This is a genomic window from Pseudodonghicola flavimaris (assembly GCF_030164425.1).
Taxonomy (GTDB): domain Bacteria; phylum Pseudomonadota; class Alphaproteobacteria; order Rhodobacterales; family Rhodobacteraceae; genus Pseudodonghicola; species Pseudodonghicola flavimaris.
Window position 1 is genome coordinate 229192 of record NZ_JASNJD010000004.1, and the last position, 20137, is coordinate 249328.

24 protein-coding genes are annotated in these 20137 nt (G+C 66.4%); 13 read left to right on the plus strand and 11 right to left on the minus strand.

The window, feature by feature from the left end; genetic code table 11:
- Window positions 1-155 precede the first annotated feature (155 nt).
- Window positions 156-875 (minus strand): response regulator, encoded by a 720-nt coding sequence (locus QO033_RS07370; protein ID WP_284480308.1) that lies wholly within the window; start codon window positions 873-875, stop codon window positions 156-158.
- Between the two features lie 146 nt (window positions 876-1021).
- Here QO033_RS07370 and mce point away from each other — a divergent pair, with 146 nt between their 5' ends.
- Together mce and QO033_RS07380 are read left to right on the plus strand one after the other, a co-directional pair.
- Window positions 1022-1426, plus strand: a complete 405-nt coding sequence (gene mce / locus QO033_RS07375) for a methylmalonyl-CoA epimerase (RefSeq protein WP_284480309.1) — start codon at window positions 1022-1024, stop codon at window positions 1424-1426.
- 67 nt (window positions 1427-1493) lie between these two features.
- Window positions 1494-1769 (plus strand): DUF1467 family protein, encoded by a 276-nt coding sequence (locus QO033_RS07380; protein ID WP_284480310.1) that lies wholly within the window; start codon window positions 1494-1496, stop codon window positions 1767-1769.
- A gap of 66 nt (window positions 1770-1835) precedes the next feature.
- Here the strand turns inward: QO033_RS07380 and QO033_RS07385 are convergent, their stop codons facing one another.
- Together QO033_RS07385 and QO033_RS07390 are read right to left on the minus strand one after the other, a co-directional pair.
- Window positions 1836-2528, minus strand: a complete 693-nt coding sequence (locus QO033_RS07385) for an EI24 domain-containing protein (RefSeq protein WP_407682101.1) — start codon at window positions 2526-2528, stop codon at window positions 1836-1838.
- Entirely contained in the window at window positions 2525-3103 is a 579-nt protein-coding gene (locus tag QO033_RS07390; RefSeq protein ID WP_284480312.1) for a nitroreductase family protein, read from the minus strand. The genes QO033_RS07385 and QO033_RS07390 overlap by 4 nt, the downstream gene beginning before the upstream one ends.
- A gap of 192 nt (window positions 3104-3295) precedes the next feature.
- Here QO033_RS07390 and QO033_RS07395 point away from each other — a divergent pair, with 192 nt between their 5' ends.
- Together QO033_RS07395 and QO033_RS07400 are read left to right on the plus strand one after the other, a co-directional pair.
- Window positions 3296-3502 carry a hypothetical protein gene (locus QO033_RS07395; RefSeq protein WP_284480313.1) on the plus strand — a complete coding sequence of 69 codons (207 nt, stop codon included), beginning with the start codon at window positions 3296-3298 and terminating at the stop codon, window positions 3500-3502.
- 64 nt (window positions 3503-3566) lie between these two features.
- Window positions 3567-3842: a DUF167 domain-containing protein gene (locus QO033_RS07400; protein WP_284480314.1), complete on the plus strand. Its 276-nt coding sequence runs from the start codon at window positions 3567-3569 to the stop codon at window positions 3840-3842.
- Between the two features lie 17 nt (window positions 3843-3859).
- Here the strand turns inward: QO033_RS07400 and QO033_RS07405 are convergent, their stop codons facing one another.
- Window positions 3860-4108: a hypothetical protein gene (locus QO033_RS07405; RefSeq protein WP_284480315.1), complete on the minus strand. Its 249-nt coding sequence runs from the start codon at window positions 4106-4108 to the stop codon at window positions 3860-3862.
- 126 nt (window positions 4109-4234) lie between these two features.
- On the opposite strand from QO033_RS07405, the gene QO033_RS07410 reads away from it, so the two are divergent.
- The 5 genes from QO033_RS07410 (at window position 4235) to QO033_RS07430 (ending at window position 6241) form a co-directional block, all read left to right on the plus strand.
- The gene (locus QO033_RS07410) at window positions 4235-4933 is read left to right on the plus strand and encodes a M48 family metallopeptidase (protein ID WP_284480316.1); all 699 of its coding nucleotides are present in this window, start codon (window positions 4235-4237) and stop codon (window positions 4931-4933) included.
- A 2-nt stretch (window positions 4934-4935) separates the two neighbouring features.
- Entirely contained in the window at window positions 4936-5316 is a 381-nt protein-coding gene (locus QO033_RS07415) for a YigZ family protein (RefSeq protein WP_284480317.1), read from the plus strand.
- 81 nt (window positions 5317-5397) lie between these two features.
- Complete coding sequence (locus QO033_RS07420; protein WP_284480318.1) at window positions 5398-5661, plus strand: DUF6455 family protein; 264 nt, start codon at window positions 5398-5400, stop codon at window positions 5659-5661.
- A gap of 15 nt (window positions 5662-5676) precedes the next feature.
- Window positions 5677-5961 carry a DUF6455 family protein gene (locus QO033_RS07425; protein WP_284480319.1) on the plus strand — a complete coding sequence of 95 codons (285 nt, stop codon included), beginning with the start codon at window positions 5677-5679 and terminating at the stop codon, window positions 5959-5961.
- Window position 5962: 1 nt separating this feature from the next.
- A complete protein-coding gene (locus tag QO033_RS07430; protein ID WP_284480320.1) occupies window positions 5963-6241 on the plus strand; it encodes a DUF6455 family protein in 279 nt (92 codons plus the stop codon).
- Window positions 6242-6429: 188 nt separating this feature from the next.
- Here QO033_RS07430 and rimO read toward each other — a convergent pair whose 3' ends face one another.
- Window positions 6430-7818: a 30S ribosomal protein S12 methylthiotransferase RimO gene (rimO, locus tag QO033_RS07435; protein WP_284480321.1), complete on the minus strand. Its 1389-nt coding sequence runs from the start codon at window positions 7816-7818 to the stop codon at window positions 6430-6432.
- A gap of 158 nt (window positions 7819-7976) precedes the next feature.
- Here rimO and QO033_RS07440 point away from each other — a divergent pair, with 158 nt between their 5' ends.
- On the plus strand, window positions 7977-9893 hold the full coding sequence (locus QO033_RS07440; protein WP_284480322.1) for an AsmA family protein: 1917 nt from the start codon (window positions 7977-7979) through the stop codon (window positions 9891-9893).
- A 225-nt stretch (window positions 9894-10118) separates the two neighbouring features.
- On the opposite strand, the gene QO033_RS07445 is transcribed toward QO033_RS07440, so the two are convergent.
- The 4 genes from QO033_RS07445 to QO033_RS07460 are packed head-to-tail and all read right to left on the minus strand — an operon-like array spanning window position 10119 to window position 14860.
- Complete coding sequence (locus QO033_RS07445) at window positions 10119-11615, minus strand: phosphomannomutase/phosphoglucomutase (protein WP_284480323.1); 1497 nt, start codon at window positions 11613-11615, stop codon at window positions 10119-10121.
- Between the two features lie 18 nt (window positions 11616-11633).
- Window positions 11634-12467 (minus strand): 3-deoxy-8-phosphooctulonate synthase, encoded by an 834-nt coding sequence (gene kdsA, locus QO033_RS07450; RefSeq protein WP_284480324.1) that lies wholly within the window; start codon window positions 12465-12467, stop codon window positions 11634-11636.
- 4 nt (window positions 12468-12471) lie between these two features.
- Window positions 12472-14223, minus strand: a complete 1752-nt coding sequence (locus QO033_RS07455) for a capsule biosynthesis protein (RefSeq protein ID WP_284480325.1) — start codon at window positions 14221-14223, stop codon at window positions 12472-12474.
- Window positions 14201-14860 (minus strand): ABC transporter ATP-binding protein, encoded by a 660-nt coding sequence (locus QO033_RS07460; protein WP_284480326.1) that lies wholly within the window; start codon window positions 14858-14860, stop codon window positions 14201-14203. The genes QO033_RS07455 and QO033_RS07460 overlap by 23 nt, the downstream gene beginning before the upstream one ends.
- Window positions 14861-15176: 316 nt before the next feature.
- Between QO033_RS07460 and QO033_RS07465 the strand changes: the two genes are divergently transcribed.
- Together QO033_RS07465 and QO033_RS07470 are read left to right on the plus strand one after the other, a co-directional pair.
- On the plus strand, window positions 15177-15782 hold the full coding sequence (locus tag QO033_RS07465) for a uracil-DNA glycosylase family protein (RefSeq protein ID WP_284480327.1): 606 nt from the start codon (window positions 15177-15179) through the stop codon (window positions 15780-15782).
- Window positions 15779-16582, plus strand: coding sequence for an SseB family protein (locus tag QO033_RS07470; RefSeq protein WP_284480328.1), 804 nt, complete (start codon window positions 15779-15781; stop codon window positions 16580-16582). Before QO033_RS07465 ends, QO033_RS07470 begins: the two co-directional genes overlap by 4 nt.
- 322 nt (window positions 16583-16904) lie before the next feature.
- On the opposite strand, the gene yghU is transcribed toward QO033_RS07470, so the two are convergent.
- Window positions 16905-17771, minus strand: a complete 867-nt coding sequence (gene yghU / locus QO033_RS07475; protein ID WP_284480329.1) for a glutathione-dependent disulfide-bond oxidoreductase — start codon at window positions 17769-17771, stop codon at window positions 16905-16907.
- A 142-nt stretch (window positions 17772-17913) separates the two neighbouring features.
- On the minus strand, window positions 17914-18501 hold the full coding sequence (locus QO033_RS07480; protein ID WP_284480330.1) for a GcrA family cell cycle regulator: 588 nt from the start codon (window positions 18499-18501) through the stop codon (window positions 17914-17916).
- A gap of 404 nt (window positions 18502-18905) precedes the next feature.
- Between QO033_RS07480 and QO033_RS07485 the strand changes: the two genes are divergently transcribed.
- Window positions 18906-20081 (plus strand): aspartate aminotransferase family protein, encoded by a 1176-nt coding sequence (locus QO033_RS07485; RefSeq protein WP_284480331.1) that lies wholly within the window; start codon window positions 18906-18908, stop codon window positions 20079-20081.
- Window positions 20082-20137 lie beyond the last annotated feature (56 nt).

Consider the following 20137-nt stretch of genomic DNA (forward strand, 5'->3'; position numbering starts at 1 on the left):
GCGATATACTGCTTCAGTTTGCCGGCACTGTCACGGGATTCGTGCGCTGCCGCGAATTCATGCCCGATCGGAACATTCTGAGAACCTAGGCCGGGAGCCCGCGGGAGCGCAAGCGGATTCGACCCGGCAGGAGGGTCGGGGCCGGCAGGGGCGGCTCAGATCGCGGGGTGATCGCGCAGCCGTTGTTGCACCAGCCCGGCCACCCGCGCGGTGGAAGAGGCCAGCGGCGCGCCGCCGGCCCGCGCCCGCGCCAGCCCCTCAGCCGCCTCCGCCAGGACCTGATCCTGGGCACTGCGGGCGACACCGCGCAGAAACTGCGCCACGTAATCCAGCATGCGCCCGTCGCCTTCGTCGTTCAGCACATCCGCCACATGCGCCATGTCGTCGCGAAACGCCAGCGGGTCGGGGTGGACGACCAGTTCCTCCGTTGTCAGCGGCAGATCGGTCAGCAGATCGGCGGGCAGGCGGCGCAGCACCTCCTTCTGGAAGGTGGCAAGCGACGTGAGCGGCTTTTCCAGAAACCCGTCGGCACCGGCGGCGATGGCGCTGTCTTCGGCGAAATTGTCCCCCGACATCCCCAGGATGGTGGCGATCCGGGGCCGCGCGGCCACGCTTTCCTCGATCAGGTCGAGGCCGGAGCCGTCTGGCAGCCCGAGATCGACGATCAGGATGGCGGGCCGGTAGACCTGGAGGTGGTGACGGGCCGAGCGGAGACAGTCGGCGCGGCGGATCCTGGCGCCGCTGCGCAGGCAGAGCATGCGCAATGCCTCAGCCGCGAAATTGCTGTCCTCGACCACCAGAACGGTCAGGCCCAGCAGCGGCTTTCGGCTGGCCCCGCGCGGTCCTGGCACGGCAAACGGATCGGCATCGTCCATGATTCAGCCCCCCTTCGGCTTGCCAAGACGCTAGGCCGGAGATGCCTAAGACCGGGTTAACGCCGTTTGACCGCCGCCGCGCTCCCTTGCTCTCGGACGCGGCAGGCCCCATAACCCGGAGAAACCCAGGATTGAGGAGACCTGCCATGATCGGCCGCCTGAACCATGTTGCCATTGCCGTCCCGGATCTGGAGGCCGCGTCGGAGCAGTATCGCTCTGCGCTCGGGGCCAAGGTGAATCCGCCGCAGGACGAGCCCGATCATGGGGTGACGGTGGTGTTCATCGAACTGCCCAACACCAAGATCGAACTGCTCTATCCGCTGGGAGAGAACAGCCCGATCCAGGGATTTCTGGACAAGAACCCGTCGGGCGGCATCCACCACGTCTGCTATGAGGTCGACGATATCATCGCTGCCCGCGATCACCTGAAATCCACCGGCGCCCGGGTGCTGGGCAACGGTGAGCCGAAGATCGGCGCTCATGGCAAACCGGTGCTGTTTCTGCACCCCAAGGATTTCAACGGCACGCTGATCGAGCTGGAACAGGTCTGACGGCCCGCCACGGCTGCCGTCACGCCCCACCAGCTATCGGCCATCGATACCCGGGAGGAGGAGCCCCATGTCGATCACATCCGCCATCGTGCTTTATGCGGTGCTGTGGTTCATGACCTTTTTCATCGCCTTGCCGATCCGTCTGAAGACGCAGGGCGATGTCGGAGAGGTGGTGCCAGGCACCCATGCCGGCGCGCCGGAACATCATTATCTGAAGAAAAAGGCGCTGATCACCACGGTGGTGGCCGCCGTGCTCTGGGCGGTGATCGCCTGGATCATCCTGTCGGGTCTGATCACGGTGCGCGATATCGACTGGATGCACCGGATGCCGCCGCTGGAGTGAGCGGGGCAGACGGCCCGCGTGTGACGGCGCCCCCGGTCCGGGAGGCGCCGTTTTCGGTTCCCGGGCTCAGCCGTGCGACTGCAGCCGATGAAAGATATGGGTGAAGGTCGCCGCGCCCAGGATCGGGATGATCAGGTTCAGGATCGGTACCGACAGCGGGATCGCCATCAGCGTCCCGGCCACCCAGATGGTGCCGGCATGGCGCGACCGCAGCTGTTTGGCGCCGTCCTGCCCGATCCGCCGCATCGCCGCCAGGGTGAAATATTCCCGCCCCAGCAAAAAGCCGTTCAGCCCCCAGAAGATCAGGGCAGAGGCCGGCGGAATCAGCACATAGAGGATCAGCGCGAAGATGTTCGCCGCGATCAGCACCCCCATGAAGTTGACCGTATCGCGCACCCCGTCCCAGAACGGCAGGGCCGGGACCTTGGGCAGCCCGGGATAGTGTTTGTCTTCCACCGCCTGCGCCACCTCGTCGAGGAACATGGAGGTGATGGCAGAGGCGACCGGGATCATCAGGAAGGACGACAGCAGCACCATCAGGAAGAACGAACCGACATTCAGGAGATCGTTCAGCCAGGTCACCTCGCCGATCAGCGGCAGGGTCGCCTGATCGCCGACCAGCACGTTGATCAGCCAGAGCACGACGATATAGGCGCCGATCAGCAGCCCGATCGTCAGCCCGAGCCCCAGGAACAGGACCTTGCGGAACTTCGGATCGCCAATCTGACGCAGGGCGAGAAGGAAAGCCTGAAAGATCACTGGCTCACCCATTCGGTGATCTGATCCAAATCGGGTCGCGGACGCTCCGGTGCGGCCACGGTTTCGGTGGCGATGTGGATAAACCCGGCGATACGTTCGTTTTCGGCAAGCCCCAGTCCCGCTTCGCAGAAGGTCCGGTCGTGCGAGACCCAGCCGGTCAGCCAGTTCGCCCCCCAGCCAGAGGCCAGCGCGGCGTTAAGCAGCGCCAGACAGGCGGCGCCGGCGGAATAGGTCTGCTCCAGCGGCGGGATCTTCTCGGACGGTTTCTGCACCTCGATCACCGCCACTGCCAGAATGCCCTGATCGAACTGGCTGCGGCCCTTGGCGATATCGGCCGCCGCCTTGCCGAGCGCGTGGCCCCGTACCTCTGCCAGATCGGCCAGCCGCGGCATCGCCCCCTGTTCCAGCACGATGAAGCGCCAGGGCTCCAGCTTGCCATGGTCGGGGGTGCGGGCGGCGGCCTGCAGCAGCGGCATCAGCGCCGCGCGATCCGGGGCGGGGGCGGTGAGGGTCTTGGCGGGGCGCGACCGGCGGGTCAGCAGGAACTCCAGCGCGGCGGGGTTGGGGGTGGGCATATGTGAAACCTGTTTACATTGCGGTTGTCCCAAATCTCTGGTCCGGGCGGCGGAGATTCAAGAGCGAATCCGGTGCATTTTCCAGACGGCGGCCACCGGCGATTTTTCACCGGTCACATTATCGTGCAGGGCAATCCCCGAAATCCTTCCTAGATAGGGGAATGACCGGAGCGGCGTGAAAGGCATGCAGCAATGAAACCTCTGTTCTCTGTTACGATTTTGGCGCTGGTCGGATTGGCCGGTTGCCTGCCGCTGACGCCTGCCGCTCCGGTCACCGCGGCCGATCCGGCGCTGGGGCAGGGCGATTTCGTCGCCGCGCCGCCGCCACCGGGGCGCACCGCGGAAGACCGGAGCGCGCGGCGCAGCTATTATCAGGGGCCGCGCGGTCAGGAGTTCTGAGCCCCCATGCCCGGGGCACGCGAACCCGCTGGCCCCCGCCGGCGATCCGGCGCATGATGCCGCTATGGCCAAACCCAAGATCCGTAACCTGCCTGACCTGTCCGATTTCGCCCGCCCGGGGGCGGAGATCGCACTGCGCGTAACGCCCAAGGCCGCCCGCACCAGCCTGACCCGCGACGGCGATGCGCTCCGCGCCACCGTTACCGTCGCGCCGGAGAACGGCAAGGCCAATGCCGCGGTGCAGGCGCTGCTGGCCGCGGCCATGGGGGTGGCGCCGTCACGGCTGGAGATTCGCCGCGGCCAGACCGCCCGCGACAAGGTTTTCGTCTTTCTGGGATAGCGAGAGAGCGACGGGCTTCAGCCCTTCTTCTCGGGGATTTCGCGCAGCTGATAGACCCCCTCGGGCAGATCCAGCGCCGCCGCCAGATCGCGCAGCTGTTCCGGGGACAGCGTGATCAACTGGACCCGGTCAGTGCGCGGATCCAGTTGTTCCAGTGTCACGCATTCGGCGAAGGCATTGATGGTCACATCTTCCTGCAACGGCAGGCTGCCCTCGTCGACAAGGGTGATCACGGTGGCGTCGAAGTCGTGTTCGATCGTAAACATGCCCCCAGATTGCCGTTCCCGCAGGCGCAATGCAAGCGCGGGCTCTGCTGTCCGGGCGGAGGGGGCTGGCGGGGCGGCGCCACTGTGCTAAGCTCGGTCGCGTTCGTAAAAGGAAAAGGCCCGTCGATGCGCCGGATGTTTTCGCTGGTGGCTCTGCTGCTGGTTGCCGCTTGTGACACCATCAGCCAGGGCCCCGGGGCCGCGCCTGAACTGACGCCCCAGGACGAGGTCCGGCTGCAGCATTTCGCTCAGGTGATCAAGGCGGTGGAGCCCGTGGCCGAACGCGAATGCCAAAGCCATGCCATCGCGTCGAACTGCAGTTTCCTGATCCAGGTCGATACCGATCGCGAGATGGGGCCGAACGCGTTCCAATCCATCGACGGGCGAGGGCGGCCGGTGATCACCTTCACGCTGGCGCTGATCGAGACGGTCGATAACGAGGATCAGATGGCCTTCGTGCTCAGCCACGAGACGGCGCATCACATCCTCGGCCATCTGCAGCGGCAGACCGAAAATGCCCGCGCCGGGGCGCAGATCCTCGGTGGCATGGCACGGCGCGATGGCGCCAGCCCGCAGGTGATCATGCAGGCCCAGGAGATCGGGGCCGAACTGGGCGCGCGCAGCTTCTCCAAGGAGTTCGAGCTGGAGGCCGATCATCTGGGGGCGATCATCGCCTTCGAGGCCGGCTACGATCCGCGCAAGGGCGCCGACTATTTCGATGCGCTGCCCGATCCCGGCGATCAGCCGCTGGGCACTCATCCCCCCAATGCCGAGCGCAAGCGCCTTGTCGACGACCTGGTCCGGCAGCTGGAGGCCGGGGTCTAGACATGCAGGCACCGGAGCTGACCCGGCTGGGTGTGGTCCTGACCGACCGCGGATCGCGCTATGCGGTGACCGGGGCGCCGGTGCGCGACCGGACCGAGATCGACGCGGCGCTGGCGGCGCTGAAAAGCGACCGCAGCTATGCCAAGGCGACCCATAACACCTGGGCGGCGCGGCTGTCGGTCAGTGGCGCGTTGAAGGCCGATGATGGCGAAAGCGGCGCCGGCATGGTGATTTTGCGGATGCTGGAACGGGCGGGGCTCGAAGACCATCTGGTGATTGTAACCCGTTGGTATGGTGGTAAGAAACTGGGCGGTGACCGGTTTCGCCGGGTTCAGGACGCGGTGCGGGCCTATCTGTCGGAGCAGGGCCTGGGCGAGGCTTGACCTGAATCAAGGGCGGCAGCGGCCGGGCGCGATAGGCTTGACGTCAATCGCCGCCCCAGATGCACGCAGAAGGACCGGGCCATGCAGGATCGCGACAGATTGAAACATCATGCCGCCTTGGTGGACCGGATGGCGACGACGCTGGGCGTCGATCTGGAAACGGCGGTAATCGAGGGCCGGATGGCGATGGATGAGATCGCCGACGCGGTGCTGCGTTGCACCGGCTGCGCCGATCCCGGTCATTGTGCCGGCTGGCTGACGGCCCATGCACAGGGCGCCGATCAGACGCCGGGCTATTGCAGGAACAAGGATTTGATGGCCCGGTTGCAGCCGGGCGCTGCTTGAACGGGGGAGACAGAGATGAGTGCCGTTCTGGGAAAGATGATGGAGCACGTGCGGCTGGTGTCGCGCATGGCGCAGGTGACGGATACCGATCTGGTGGCCGCTTATGACGCCGGAATGCTGAGCCAGGAAGACTGGGCCGGGATGGTCCAGACCTGTCGCAGCTGCACCTGGGCGGGGCGCTGCGAGGGCTGGCTCGACAGCCATGACAGCGTTGATCAGGCGCCGGTTCCCTGCCTGAACCGCGACCGGTTCGCGGCGCTGCGGGATGACGCCGGCTGCCGCCTGACAGAGGCCTGCTGAGATGGACGGCGGTGCTTCTCCACAAGAGACAGACCGCCACTTCTGGCTGACCCGGTCGGTCGCGCGGGTGGCGGGGGTCAACCTCATGCAGGCGTTGTCTCATGGCGATCTGACCCAGGCCGATTACGCCGGGATGATCGAAAGCTGCCGGCAGGGGGGCTGTGACGGCGCCTGCGCCGAATGGCTGGGTCAGCAGGCGGCCTGGCCGGCAGAGCCGCCACGGTTCTGCGCCCATATCGAGATTTTGGCCCGTTTGCGGCAGCTGCAAATCCCGAACTGAGGATTTTCAAGCCGTTTCAAGCGATTGCCCCGCGTTCCGGATGCAGGACGCGGGGCTTTTCACTTGCTGTGGCGAGCTGTCGTCCCGGCATCGCTGAATTGCGGGGGGCAATCAGGGGAGGATTTCCAGAAAAGTCCGGAAAAGATAATCCCTGATACCAAACCTGTGGATAAATCTGGCAGAGGGGTTCAGATAATCCGGCCCCAGAGATCGTATTCGCTGGCCTCTTCGACCTCGACCGTCACGATATCGCCGGGGCTCAGGGTCTCGAACCCCTCGTCGATGAACAGGTTGCCGTCGATCTCCGGCGCATCGGCCATGGTGCGGCAGGTGGCGGCCTCGGCGTCGACCTCATCGACGATGACCTGGCAGGTCGTGCCGACCTTCGCCTCAAGCTTGGCGGCGGAGATCGCCTGGGCCTTTTCCATGAAGCGTTCCCAGCGCTCCTGCTTGACCTCGGCCGGGACGTGGTCGGGCAGGGCATTCGACCGGGCGCCTTCGACGTTTTCGTACTGAAAGCAACCGACGCGATCCAGCTGGGCTTCGTCCAGCCAGTCCAGCAGTGTCTGGAACTCCGCCTCCGTCTCGCCGGGATAGCCGACGATGAAGGTCGACCGCAGGGTGATCTCCGGGCAGATCGCGCGCCAGGCGGCGATCTCGTCCAGCGTCCTGGCGGCCGCTGCCGGTCGCGCCATCCGCTTCAGCACATCCGGATGCGCATGCTGGAACGGGATGTCCAGATAGGGCAGCACGCCACTCTCCGGATCGGCCATCAGCGGGATCAGCTCGCGCACATGCGGATAGGGATAGACGTAATGCAGCCGCACCCAGGCCCCCAGCTGGCCCAGCTCTCGCGCCAGATCGGTGATATGGCTGCGGATCTCGCGGTCCTTCCACGGATTGCTGTCGTATTTGCGGTCCAGCCCATAGGCGCTTGTGTCCTGCGAGATCACCAGCAGCTCACGCACGCCGGCATCGACCAGTTTTTCCGCCTCGCGCAGCACCGCATGGCCGGGGCGTGACACCAGCCGGCCGCGCATGTCGGGAATGATGCAGAACTTGCACTTGTGATTACAGCCCTCGGAGATCTTCAGATAGCTGTAGTGGCGCGGCGTCAGCTGGACCCCGGTCGCCGGCAGCAGGTCGATGAAGGGATCGGGATCGGGCGGCACCGCGGCATGCACCGCGTCCAGTACCTGTTCGTATTGATGCGGGCCGGTCACCGCCAGAATGCGGGGATGATGTTCGCGGATGTAATCGGGCTCCGCCCCGAGACAGCCGGTAACGATCACCTTGCCGTTTTCCTGCAGTGCCTCGCCGATGGCATCGAGCGATTCCGCCTTGGCACTGTCGAGGAACCCACAGGTGTTGACGATCACCGCATCCGCGCCGGCGTAATCGGGCGAGACGCCATAGCCCTCGGCGCGGAGCCGGGTCAGGATGCGTTCGCTGTCGACCAGCGCCTTGGGACAGCCCAGAGATACCATGCCGATGGTGGGCTGGCCGGCGCGCGGGCGGTCGGTCAGCTGCGGCTTGGGGGCGAGATCGGGGCGCAGGTCGGGCGGATTCGTGCTCATTGCGCGCATATAGTGCGCAGGAGCCCCGGGGGGAACTGTTTTCATCGTTTTGTCCGGGCGGCGGTTTGCCCATCGCGGCCCAAAGCGGCGGCCGTCATTGCAGCTGCGCGCCGAGCGGCTAGGGTGGGACGAAGGCATCTCGGGCAGGAGGCAATGCAATGAAATGGGCTCTTCGGGCGCTGGCAGGAATCGTGGTTCTGGCCGCAGTGATGGTGGTCGCTCTTCTGATGCTGCCGGCGGAGCGGATCGCGCGGATTGCCGCCCAGCAGGTGGAGGCGCGTACCGGGCGGGCGCTGACCATCACCGGCGATTTGCATCTGTCGTTCTGGCCGGTGCTGGGCATCGAGACCGGGCCGGTGACCCTGGCCAATGCGGATTGGGCCGGCGACGAGCCGATGTTCCGGGCGACGAGCCTGTCGATCGGCGTCGGGGTGTCCGAGCTGATCGGCGGCAAGATTCGGATCACCCGGCTGGTGGCGGAGGACCCGATGCTGGATCTCAGGACCGGGGCCGACGGCCGCGGCAACTGGGAGCTGACCACTCCGGTCCAGGCGACGGGGACTTCCGCGCCGGCGGCATCTGCGGGCGGCGCGACAGCGCTGACGCTGGATGAGGTTCAGCTGAAGGGCGCGGAGGTGAGCTATACCGCCTCCGGCGCCGCGCCGATGCGGCTGGGGCCGGTCGATGTGAAACTGGCCTGGCCGGATGCCACAGGGCCGGCCGATCTGCACCTGGCGCTTACCTCTGGCGGGCAGCCGTTCGACATGACGATGCGGATCGACAGCCTTGAAGCGTTCCTGGCCGGGCAGACCACGGCGCTGGCGCTGAACGCCAAAGGGGCCGGCGGCGACCTGAGCTTCGAGGGGCAGGTGAACAACAGCGGTGCGCTCTCCGGCGCGGTGTCCGCCCGCAGCGACGATCCGGTGACGGTGTTGGAGGCGCTCGGTGGGCCATCCGATCTGCCGCCGGCGCTGCGCAGCCGGGCCGAGGTGGAAGGCCGCGTCAGCTATGGTGCCGATGGGCGGCTGAGCCTGCGCGATCTGGCCCTGACGGCGGCGGGCAACAGCCTGTCGGGGGCGGCGGATCTCGACCTTTCCGGCAAGCGGCCGCAGATCAGCGCCGATTTCAGCGCCGGCGCGCTCGATCTTTCCGGCTTCATGGAGACCGGCAGCACCGGCGGCGGCCAGAGCGCTGGCAGCACCGGCTCGGGCTGGTCGACGGCGCCGATCGATGCCTCGGCGCTGGGGCTGGCCGACGGGCAGCTGCATCTCTCGGCCCAGAGCATCGCGCTGGGGGACTGGGCCTTGGGGCCGACCACCGCGGCGGTGACGCTGAACAAATCCCGTGCCGTGCTCGATCTGGCGCCGGCCACGATCTTCGGCGGCAGTCTCAGCGGCCGGATGGTGGCCAACAACCGCAAGGGCTTCTCGGTCTCGGCCGATCTCACCGCCTCCGACCTGCAGACAGAGGCGCTGCTGACCACTCTGGCCGGCACCGATCGGCTGTCGGGCAAGCTGCAGGCGCAGATCTCGGTGCTGGGGGCGGGGCGGTCTGTGGATGCGATCATGCGCTCGCTCTCCGGGAGCGGCCAGATCCGCATGGGGCGCGGCGTGATCTCCGGCATCGATCTGGACAAGCTGTTCCGGTCGGGCGCGGTGACCAAGGGCACCACCGTTTTCGACAGCCTGACCGCCAGCTACAAGATCCAGAAGGGCAACCTGCAGAACGACGACCTGCTGCTGTCGCTGTCGAGCTTCCGGGTCGAGGGCCAGGGGCGGATCGGTCTCGGCGCCCGCGACCTGAACTACCTGGTGACCCCGGTCGCCTTCAAGGGCGGGGAGAGCGAGGGGCTGCGCCTGCCGCTGCGCGTGACCGGTCCGTGGTCCGGCCCGAAAATCGCCCCCGATCTGGAGGCCGCCGCCGGCAGCAAGCTGGATGAGCAGAAAGACGCGCTGGAGCAGAAGCTGCGCGACAAGCTGCAGGTCGAGGATGGCAAGACCACCGAAGACGCGCTGAAGGACAAGCTGGAATCGGAGGCCAGGAAAGGCATCCTGAAACTGCTGGGCGGCAACTGAGGCGGCGGCAGGAGATCCCGCCGGGGGATGCCAACGCGCCTGCGGCGCGTGCCTCCGGCGGGAGTATTTGCGGCAGAGAAGAAGCTGGGCGGGGACGCCCGGCGAAGCGGCAGGTTGTCTCTGGGGCAGAGGCCCGATGGCCTGCGCGTCTTCTCGCCTCAAATACTCGATCGAACCGGCAGCGGCGCGCGCAGGGCACGCGCCGCCAGGGATCAGGCCTTGCGATCAGAAGGTCTGATCGTAATCGCCGACGGCGGGTTCGGTGCGGATCACATCGTCGATCTCCTTGAAGATCGCCCGCAGCTCGTCCTCACTGTCGGAGCTTTCGCAGACCACCACCAGGTTCGGCGTGTTCGAGGAGGCGCGCACCAGCCCCCAGGAGCCGTTTTCCAGGATCACCCGGGCGCCGTTCACGGTGACGACCTCCTTGATCGGTTGGCCGGCGAAGGCATTGCCCGCCTCGGCCTTGGTCACCAGTTTCTGCACCAGCCGGTCGAGGATATCGTATTTCTCGGTATCGGCGGCGTAGGGCGACATGGTGGGGGTCGACCAGGTCTTCGGCAGGGCCTTGCGCAGGTCGGACATCTTCATGTCGGGGTTGCGGTCCATCAGCTTGCAGATCTCGACCGCCACCCGCATGCCGTCGTCATATCCGCGGCCCACCGGTTCGGCCATGAAGTAATGGCCCGACTTCTCGAAGCCCGCCAGCGCGCCCAGTTCGTGCACCCGGCGCTTCATGTGGCTGTGGCCGGTCTTCCAGTAGTCGGCGGTGACCCCGTTGGCCTTCAGCTCCGGGTCGGAGGCGAAGAGGCCGGTGGATTTCACATCGGCCACGAAGGTCGCGTTGGGATAGAGTTTCGACAGGTCGCGGGCCATGATCACCCCGACCTTGTCGGCGAAGATCTCCTCGCCCTCGTCGTCGACCACGCCGCAGCGGTCGCCGTCGCCGTCGAAGCCGAGCGCCAGATCGGCGCCGGAGGCCTTCAGCGTGGCGGACATGTCGTGCAGCATCTCCATCGCTTCGGGGTTCGGGTTGTAATTCGGGAAGGTGTAGTCGAGTTCATTGTGCGAGGGCACGACCTCGACCCCGATACGTTCCAGCAGCGCAGGGGCATAGGCGCCGGCTGTGCCGTTGCCGGTGGCGCAGACCACCTTCAGCTTGCGCGACATTTTGAAATCGCCGACCAGATCGTCCATATAGGCGTCCCAGACCCCATCGACGAATTCGTACTGGCCGCCCGGGCGCGCCTCGCCCTTGCCCTCCAGCACGATCTCCTTCAGCTCGGCCATCTCGTCGGGGCCGTGGGTCAGCGGCATGTTGAAGCCCATCTTCACCCCGGTCCAGCCGTTCGGGTTGTGCGAGGCGGTGACCATCGCCACCGCGCAGCCGCCTAGGTGGAAGGAGGAGAAATAGGCCATCGGCGTGATGCAGGGGCCGATATCCTTGACCGTGATGCCAGCCTGCACCAGCCCCAGGATCAGGGCATTCTTGATCGCCAAGGAATAGTCGCGATAGTCGTTGCCGACCGCGATCACCGGCGGAATGCCACGTTTGTGCATCTGCGTGCCGAGGCCGAGGCCAAGCGCAGTCATCCCCGGCAGGTTGATTTCCTCGGGGTATTTCCAGCGCGCATCGTATTCCCGAAAGCCGGTCGGCTTGATCATCGGCGTCTTCAGGAACTCCCAGGTGTTGGGGCTCACCTCGTTCAGGGGGCGGGTCATGTCTCTCGTCCTCAATTCTTAAATTACAATCGGGTTGGCCTTGGCCAGCTTGTCAAATTGCATCAGCGTGTCGATCAGCCCGCCCATCTGGTCGAGCGGGATCATGTTCGGCCCGTCCGAGGGGGCGGTGTCGGGGTCTTCGTGGGTTTCGATGAAGACGGCGGCGATGCCCAGCGACACCGCGGCGCGCGCCATCACCGGGGCGAATTCGCGCTGGCCGCCGGAGGAGCCGCCCAGCCCGCCGGGCTGTTGCACCGAATGGGTCGCGTCCATCACCACCGGATAGCCGGTCTTGGCCATCTGCGGCAGCGACCGCATGTCCGCCACCAGCGTGTTGTAGCCGAAGGAAACGCCGCGTTCGGTCAGCAGGAGCCGGTGGTTGCCGGTGCTTTCCACCTTGGCGACCACATTGGCCATGTCCCAGGGCGCCAGGAACTGGCCCTTTTTCACGTTGACCGCCGCGCCGGTTTCGCCGGCGGCGATCAGCAGATCGGTCTGGCGGCAGAGAAACGCGGGGATCTGCAGCACATCGACCGCCTGGGCGACCGGGGCGCAGTGTTCGGGCAGGTGCACATCGGTCAGCGTCGGTACGCCGATACTGTCGCGCACCTGCTGCAGGACCTTCAGCCCGGCATCGATCCCGAGCCCGCGCTTGCCGCCGATCGAGGTGCGGTTGGCCTTGTCGTAGGAGCCCTTGAAGACAAATTGCGCACCGGCGGCATCGCAGATCTCCTTCATCCGGCCGGCGATCATTTCAGCATGATCGCGGCTTTCCAGTTGGCAGGGCCCCGCGATGACAGTCAGCGGCCGGTCATTGCCGACGGTCAGGCCGGCGATGTCAATATGTTTCATGAGGTCAAGACGTTATCTGTTCCCGGAGAATCGACGCAGTCAGCGAGATCATCAGGTAGATACCGGAAAAGACGAGGAATGCCAAAATCGTATTCTCGAATTTCCGCGGATAGGCGGGATCCTGACTCGCCACCGGTTCGACCGAGGTGGTGAGATAGCGGACCTGGCGGTTGGCCTCCATCCGGGTCTGTTCGACCTGCTGCAGCGCCGACTGCAGCATCATGTCCCGGGTGGCGAGGTCGGCCTGCGCCATCTGGATGCTGACAGAGAGCTGCGCCAGAGAGTTTTCGCCCTTCGAGGCGTCGACCATCCGTTCGTTCAGCTGATCGAGCAGCGCCTGCAGCCGGCGGACATCTCCGCGCGCGCCGTCGACCTTGGCCTGGTTCGGCCGGGTGTTGTCCATCAGCGCGGCAAGCTCCAGCTGCTTTTCCTGCAGCTGCATCTCGATATTGTTGATCTGGCCGCGCAGCGTGGTGATCACCCCTTCGGGATCGAGGATGGCACCTTTCTGCTGCAGCGATACCAGCGCCTCCTGCGCCTTGCGCCGCTGCACCTGGGCATCTTCGAAGCCCTTGAGCGCATCGCGCATCTGGTCGGAGCGTTTCTGCTCGCTCAGGTGGTTGACCCGTTCCTCGGCATAGGACAGCAGGCTGCGGGCGAAATTGGCGCTGATCTGCGGATCGGCGGCAACCACCTCCATCTTCACCACGCCCTCGGTCGGGTCGTAGCCGATCTTCACGTCCTTGGAATAGAGCTTGTAGGCCTGTTCGTTGGTCGGATCGGGGGCGAGACGCTGGATCGGGTCGATCCAGGGCTGCGAGAAATGCGCCTTGAAGCCCTCGTCCTCGTCCAGACGCAGCATCGCGTCCTTGGACTGCAGATAGGATTGCACCGCGATGGAGTCCTGACTGGTGGCGAATTGCGTCCCGCTCAGCAGGCTGCCCAGCCCGGTGCCGCCGCCGGCGTTATCCGCCTTCAGGATAAGGAACTCCGACTTGGTCGCATACATCGGCGTGGCCATGGCGTAATAGTAGTAGCCGACCACGGCGGTGGGGATCGCCACGAAGAAGAACAGCCGGGTCAGCAGCAGCGCCATCTTGCGCCGGCGGCGCCGGCCGATGTCGCGCTGAATTTCGGTGATCTCGCGGTCGCGCTGCTCTGCCGGGCTCAGCTCGGTCGAGGGCAGGGAGGATTTGCCGCTGGGAACCGTCTGCGGCAGCTGCACCCGGTCCTTCGGCGGCTCGCCGCCGGCGCCGGCCTCCGGTTCCGCTGCGCGGGGCACCACCAGTTCCAGCATGTTGGAGCGCTGGAACGGGTCGATGCCGTGCTGGCGCAGCAGCCGCACGGCGTCGAAGTCCGAGGTGGCGGGAAGATTGTGTTTCTGCGCCACCCGCCGGGCCATGCGCAATTGCCGGCCGGTCAGCCCCTCGCGGCGGATCGCGTCGATCTCCGCGTCTAGGGTGGCCTCGCGGGGGGAGGCGACCTGACCGCTGCGCGCCGGGGCCGCCGCCGGTTCGGGGGCGGTCGCGCTGCTGGCGATCTCGGCACCGGTCTCGGGGCCTGCATCGGGCGCGGCCTCGGGGGTGGCCGCTTCGGCGCGGGTTTCCCCGTCGCTGGCCACGACGCGCGGGCGCAGCCGTTCGACCTCCGGCGTGGGGGCGGTGTCGGTCTCGGACTCTGCCGTCGCGGCGGTCTGCGCGCTGGTGGGCGTGCTGCGCCGGATGCGGAATTTTCTAGCCTTGGGTTTCGTAGTCATAAAGCCGCTTCGCCTCTTCCAAGGTGTCGAACATATGCAGTTTGCCGTTCATCAGAACCGCCGCCGAACGGGCGAATTTCTCCAAAGTCGCGGGCTGGTGGGACACGATCACGATGGTGGTCGTGCGCAGCCGTTCCTTCAGAATCGATCCCGCCTTGCGGTTGAACTCCACATCGGTGGAATTCGGCATGCCTTCGTCGATCAGGTAAATGTCAAAATCCAGTGCCAGCATCAGCGCGAAGGAGAACCGCGACCGCATGCCGGAAGAATAGGTGCCGAGCGGCTGGTCGAAATATTCGCCCAGGCCGCAGAGCCAGCGGCAATAGGCCTCGACATAATCGGGGTCCATTCCGTAGAGCCGCGCGATGTAGCGCGAGTTTTCCATCGCCGAGACCCGGCTGACCACGCCGCCCATGAAGCCGAGCGGAAAGGAGATCTTGCAGCCGCGGCGCACTTCGCCCTCGTCAGGCTTCTCCAGCCCGGCCATCATGTTGATCAAGGTGGTCTTGCCGGTGCCGTTGGGCGCCAGGATGCCCAGCGAGCGGCCGAGCTCGACCCGGAACGAGACCCGATCCAGGATCACCTTGCGGCGTGTCCCGGTCCAGAAGGATTTGCTGACGTTGTCGAATTCGAGCATTGTTTCTTCCGGAACTGCCTGCGCAGTCTTGGGGTCCCTTGCATGATCTGGCCCGGAGACGCGGCCGGGCCCGAACCCGGACCGGCCCCTTTCTCAGAGAAGTATGAATGGCTTACAGGGCGAATTAGGCTAGATTATGTCGAAAGGGGAGCCCAAAAGCCAACAAGATTAGGGCCGGAATGCGGCAAGCCGTCAACCGCGCCGGCCCGGCGCGGGGCGGAAATCGCCGGGTTTCGTGATCACCGGGGCTTTTGTCTGTTTCCCTTGTCGAAACAATCGATCCAAACTGAACCATCCTGTGGGAAGGAGAGCACCTTTGGCCGATGCCCGCGAGCTGATCGAGGAGATTCGCGCCTGTCGTCTCTGCGCCGACCGGTTTGCCGCCACCGCCACCCATCACGCCCCGCGGCCGGTGGTCTGGTTCCGCCCCGGGGCGCGGATACTGATCGCCGGTCAGGCGCCGGGCGCAAGAGTGCACGATAGCGGCCGGCCGTTTACCGATCCCTCCGGCGACCGGCTGCGCGCCTGGCTGGGGATGACGCCGGAGAGCTTCTACGATCTGTCCCGCGTGGCGGTGGTGCCGATGGGGTTTTGTTTCCCGGGCTACAACGACCGCAAGGCCGATCTGCCGCCGCCGACGCTCTGTGCACGGACCTGGCACAATCGCGTGATGGCGGCGCTGCCGCGGGTGGAGCTGAAGATCCTCGTCGGGGCCCATGCGCAGCACTGGCACATGGGGGTAAAGACCCCGGTGACCGCGACCGTGGCGGGCTGGCGCGACCATGCGCCGGACGTCTTCCCCTTGCCTCATCCGTCCTGGCGCAATACCGCATGGCTGAAGAAGAACCCGTGGTTCGAGGCCGAGCTGGTGCCGGTCCTGCGCGCCCGGGTCCGCGACGTGCTGGCAGGAGGGTCCGAATGACCGCAGACACCGAAGAGCTGACCCCGATCGACATCGCCCATGCCGCCATGGAGGCCGAGGGGGCGGCCCCGGAGGCGCGGCTCAGGTTCTATGAGCGCATCGCCGATGCCGAGCTGTTCCTGATGCTGATCGAAGAGGCGGAGGGGGAGAATATCTCTCCCGAGCTCTTTGAGCTGGAAGAAGGCCGTTTCGTGCTGGCCTTCGACCGGGAGGAGCGGCTGGCGCAATTCGCCGAACGCCCGGCGCCCTATGCGGCGCTGTCGGGGCGGATCCTGGCGGAAATGCTGCGCGGCCAGGAGATCGGCCTGGGGCTGAACCTTGGGGTTGCCCCCTCGGCGATTCTGATCCCGCCGGCGGCGATGGACTGGCTCTGCGACACCCTGGGCCATGCCCCGGAGGAGACCGAGGCGCAGATCGCGCAGTTCACCGCCCCGGGCGGGCTGCCCGAGGCGCTGATCACCGCCATCGACACCAAGCTGGCCACGGCGGTGGGGCTGGCGAAATCGGCCTATCTGGTGGGCACCGTTGACGCCGCCGGCGGGCGCGGGCATCTGCTGGGCTTCGTCGATGCGCTGGAACCGGCGCAGGGGGCGCTGGCCAAGGCGGCGAGCGAGGCGCTGACCTTCTCCGGCATCGAGGCGGGTGCAATGGATGTGGCCTTCTTCGCCGCCGCCGATCCGGTGACCGCGCGGCTGGCGGCGGTCGGGCTGCGCTTCGATCTGCCGGAACCGGCAAAACCGGAGCCGCTGTTTCAGGAGGCGCCCGGCAGCAACCCCGACAAGCCGCCGATCCTGAAGTGAGCGGGGGAGGGGGCGCTGCCCCGTCGCCTGCGGCGATTCCTCCGGGATATTTGGAGCCAGAAAAAGGCGGGATGAGCAGCGCAGGGACAAACGTCCGGTGGACCGTTTCCAGCCGCGACCGGGCGAAGCCCCGGGCGGTGCGGGGGCAGCGGTTCCGTGGACAGTTCGATAGGAAAACGTTTGCCCGGAGCGTTTTCTGATCCGTCATGCCCAGCCGCGAAGGGCGTCGGCCCGGTGATCGGACCTTGGGAACTTCGGTGCGCGGGTGGGCTCGGAAACGGGGGGCGGGCGCACGCCGAGAGAGCGGCGCCCGCGCTGAAGCTCAGCTCTCGGGGGCGAGCTTGTCCTGGGTCCTGGTGTCGAAGTCGCCAGCATCGTGGCGTTCGTGCAGCTGCAGCGCCGGGGCGCCGAAGGTGCGGTTGACCATGCGGCCGCGCAGCACCGCGGGGCGGGCGTCGATCTCTTTCGCCCAGCGTTGCACATAGGTATAGCTGTCGACGTCGAGGAAGGTGCCGGCGTCATAGAGCCGTCCCAGCGCCAGCTGACCGTACCAGGCCCAGATCGCGATATCGGCGATGGTATAATCCTCGCCGGTCATGAAGCGGCGCTCGGCCAGATTGCGGTTCAGCACATCGAGCTGGCGCTTGGTCTCCATCGCGAAACGGTCGATCGGATATTGCCATTTCTCCGGCGCATAGGCGTAGAAATGTCCGAAGCCGCCGCCGAGATAGGGGGCGCTGCCCATCTGCCAGAACAGCCAGGACAGCAGTTCGGCGCGGGATTCCGGCGCGCCGAGGAAGGCGCCGAATTTCTCCGCCAGATGCAGCAGGATGGCGCCGGATTCGAAGACGCGGACCGGGGTGGCGCCGCTGTAATCCATCAGCGCCGGGATCTTGGAATTCGGATTGACCTCGACAAAGCCGGAGCCGAACTGATCGCCGTCGCCGATCTTGATCAGCCAGGCGTCATAGTCCGCATCCGCATGGCCGGCGGCCAGCAGCTCTTCGAAAAGGACGGTGACCTTGACCCCGTTCGGTGTCGCCAGGGAATAGAGCTGGAAGGCGTGATCGCCCCTGGGCAGGGCCTGATCGTGGGTCGGCCCGGCGATGGGGCGGTTGATGCTGGCGAAGCGACCGCCGCTTTCGCTGTCCCAGGTCCAGACATCGGGCGGGGTATAGGGGGTGTTCATGCGCGTTCCTCCTGTTGGGGCGGCCAGGTCAGAGACGGCCGCCGGGCGGGATGCCCCTAGGGGTAAGCGCGCGGCAAAGGTTTGCCAAGGCCATCCCCGCGCAGGGCCGGATGTGCGCCGCTGCACGGGGGAGGCGAGGAGATCAGCGCCGGCGGTCGCGTCGCGCGCTCATCGGCTGGAAGGCGACGCCGACATGGGCCTCGCAATAGGGTTTGCCGGGCTGGGTCGGCAGGCCGCAGAACCAGAAATCGTCGGTAGCGGGATCGCCGACCGGCCATTTGCAGGTGCGTTCGGTCAGCTCCATCAGGGTGAGCTTCTTGGCCTTCTTCTCGACCTCGCTCACCTTGGCGAGCGCCTCGGGGCTGATTTCATTGGCCGAGGGCTGCGGCGGCAGCGGCTGCCCGGCGGGAATGATCTGCTTGCGCGCCGGCGGCGTCGGCCGGGCCTCGGCGGCCGGTTTCGGCTCGGGCGCGGGGCGCGGGGCCGGTTCGGGGCGCGGCTCGGGCTTCGGCTTCGCCGCGACCTCGGGCTTGGCGGCGGCAGGCTTTTCCTTGGCCTCCGATTTCGCCGGCGTGGTCCCGGTGGTGCGGTTGGACAGCCCCAGACGATGCACCTTGCCGATCACCGCGTTGCGGGTGACTCCGCCCAGCTCCTTGGCGATCTGGCTGGCCGACTGGCCCTCGGCCCACATTTTCTTGAGCAATTCCACACGCTCGTCAGTCCAGGACATCTCATGCCTTTCAAAGCTGAAAAGCGGCCCGCGCTGACGCGGCCGCTCCGGTCGTTTCCCATTGAGCGCCTATACTAATCACTGTGGGCGGAGATACAAGGCGGCTCGGCGCCGGGGCGATGCCTGCGCCGGGGCGTGATCGTCGGGCAACGGCGGCAGCGCGGCAAAGGTCGTCGGGCCGGGGTGCGGCGATTGGGGCTTTTCTTTTGCTGCCCGCCGGGCTAAGCGACGGGCATGATCGACCTGGCTTACAGCTTTCCGACCCGACGCCGACGCGCCCGCGCGTAACGGCTCTTTTCGATCATTTGCACCGGAATTCCGGTGCGCCCCCTCTCAAATCGTTGACGAAACCGCCCAAGCTGGGGCACTCCCTTGGGCTCACGCACCCCGTAAAGGATGATCCTATGATCCCGTCCGTTCTGCCGACCTACAACCGCGCGCCGCTTTCCTTCGTCAAGGGCGAAGGCTCCTGGCTGATCGAGGCGGATGGCCGACGTTTCCTGGACCTTGGCGCCGGTATCGCGGTGAACGCGCTCGGCCATGCCCATCCGGCGCTGGTGGCGGCGCTGACCGAGCAGGCGCAGAAGGTCTGGCATGTGTCGAACCTCTATCAGATCCCGGAGCAGCAGGCGCTGGCCGACAAGCTGGTCGAGGCCACCTTTGCCGATACGGTTTTCTTCACCAACTCCGGCACCGAGAGCTGCGAGCTGGCGGTGAAGATGGCGCGGAAATACTGGTATGATAAAGGCCAGCCGGAGAAGACCGATATCATCGCCTTCGAGGGTTCTTTCCACGGCCGGTCCTCCGCCGGCATCGCGGCGGCCGGGTCGGAGAAGATGACCAAGGGCTTCGGGCCGCTCCTGCCCGGGTTCAAGCATCTGCCCTGGGGCGATCTCGAGGCGCTGGAGGCCGCGATTGACGAGACCACCGCCGCGATCCTGCTGGAACCGGTGCAGGGGGAAGGCGGCATTCGCCCGATCGCCGATGCCGATCTCAAGGCGATTCGTGCGCTTTGCGACGACAGGGGCTGCCTGCTGGTCCTGGACGAGGTGCAGTGCGGCATGGGCCGGACCGGCCGGCTCTTCGCCCATGAATGGGCCGGGATCACCCCGGATATCATGATGGTGGCCAAGGGCATCGGTGGCGGCTTCCCCCTTGGCGCGGTGCTCGCCACCGAGGACGCCGCCTCGGGCATGACCGCGGGCACTCATGGCTCCACCTACGGCGGCAACCCGCTGGGCTGCGCGGTGGGCTGCGCGGTGATGGATCAGGTCAATACCCCGGCCTTCCTGCATGGGGTGAACCGCAAGGCCGGCCTGCTGCGGCAGAAGCTCGAAGGCCTAGTGGCGGCGCACCCCGACGTCTTCGAGGAGGTCCGGGGCGTCGGCCTGATGCTGGGGCTGAAATGCAAGGTGCCGAACACCGAGGTGGTGGCCGCCGGCTACGACAATCTGATCATCACCGTGCCGGGCGGCGACAATGTGATCCGCCTGCTGCCGCCGCTCACCCTCTCTGAGGATGAGGTCGCCGATGCGCTGATCCGCCTCGACGCCGCCGCCGCGCAGATCGAAACCGCCTGAGTCTTTCTCTGGCGGAAAATATCCTCGGGGGGTCCGGGGGGCAGACAGCCCCCCGC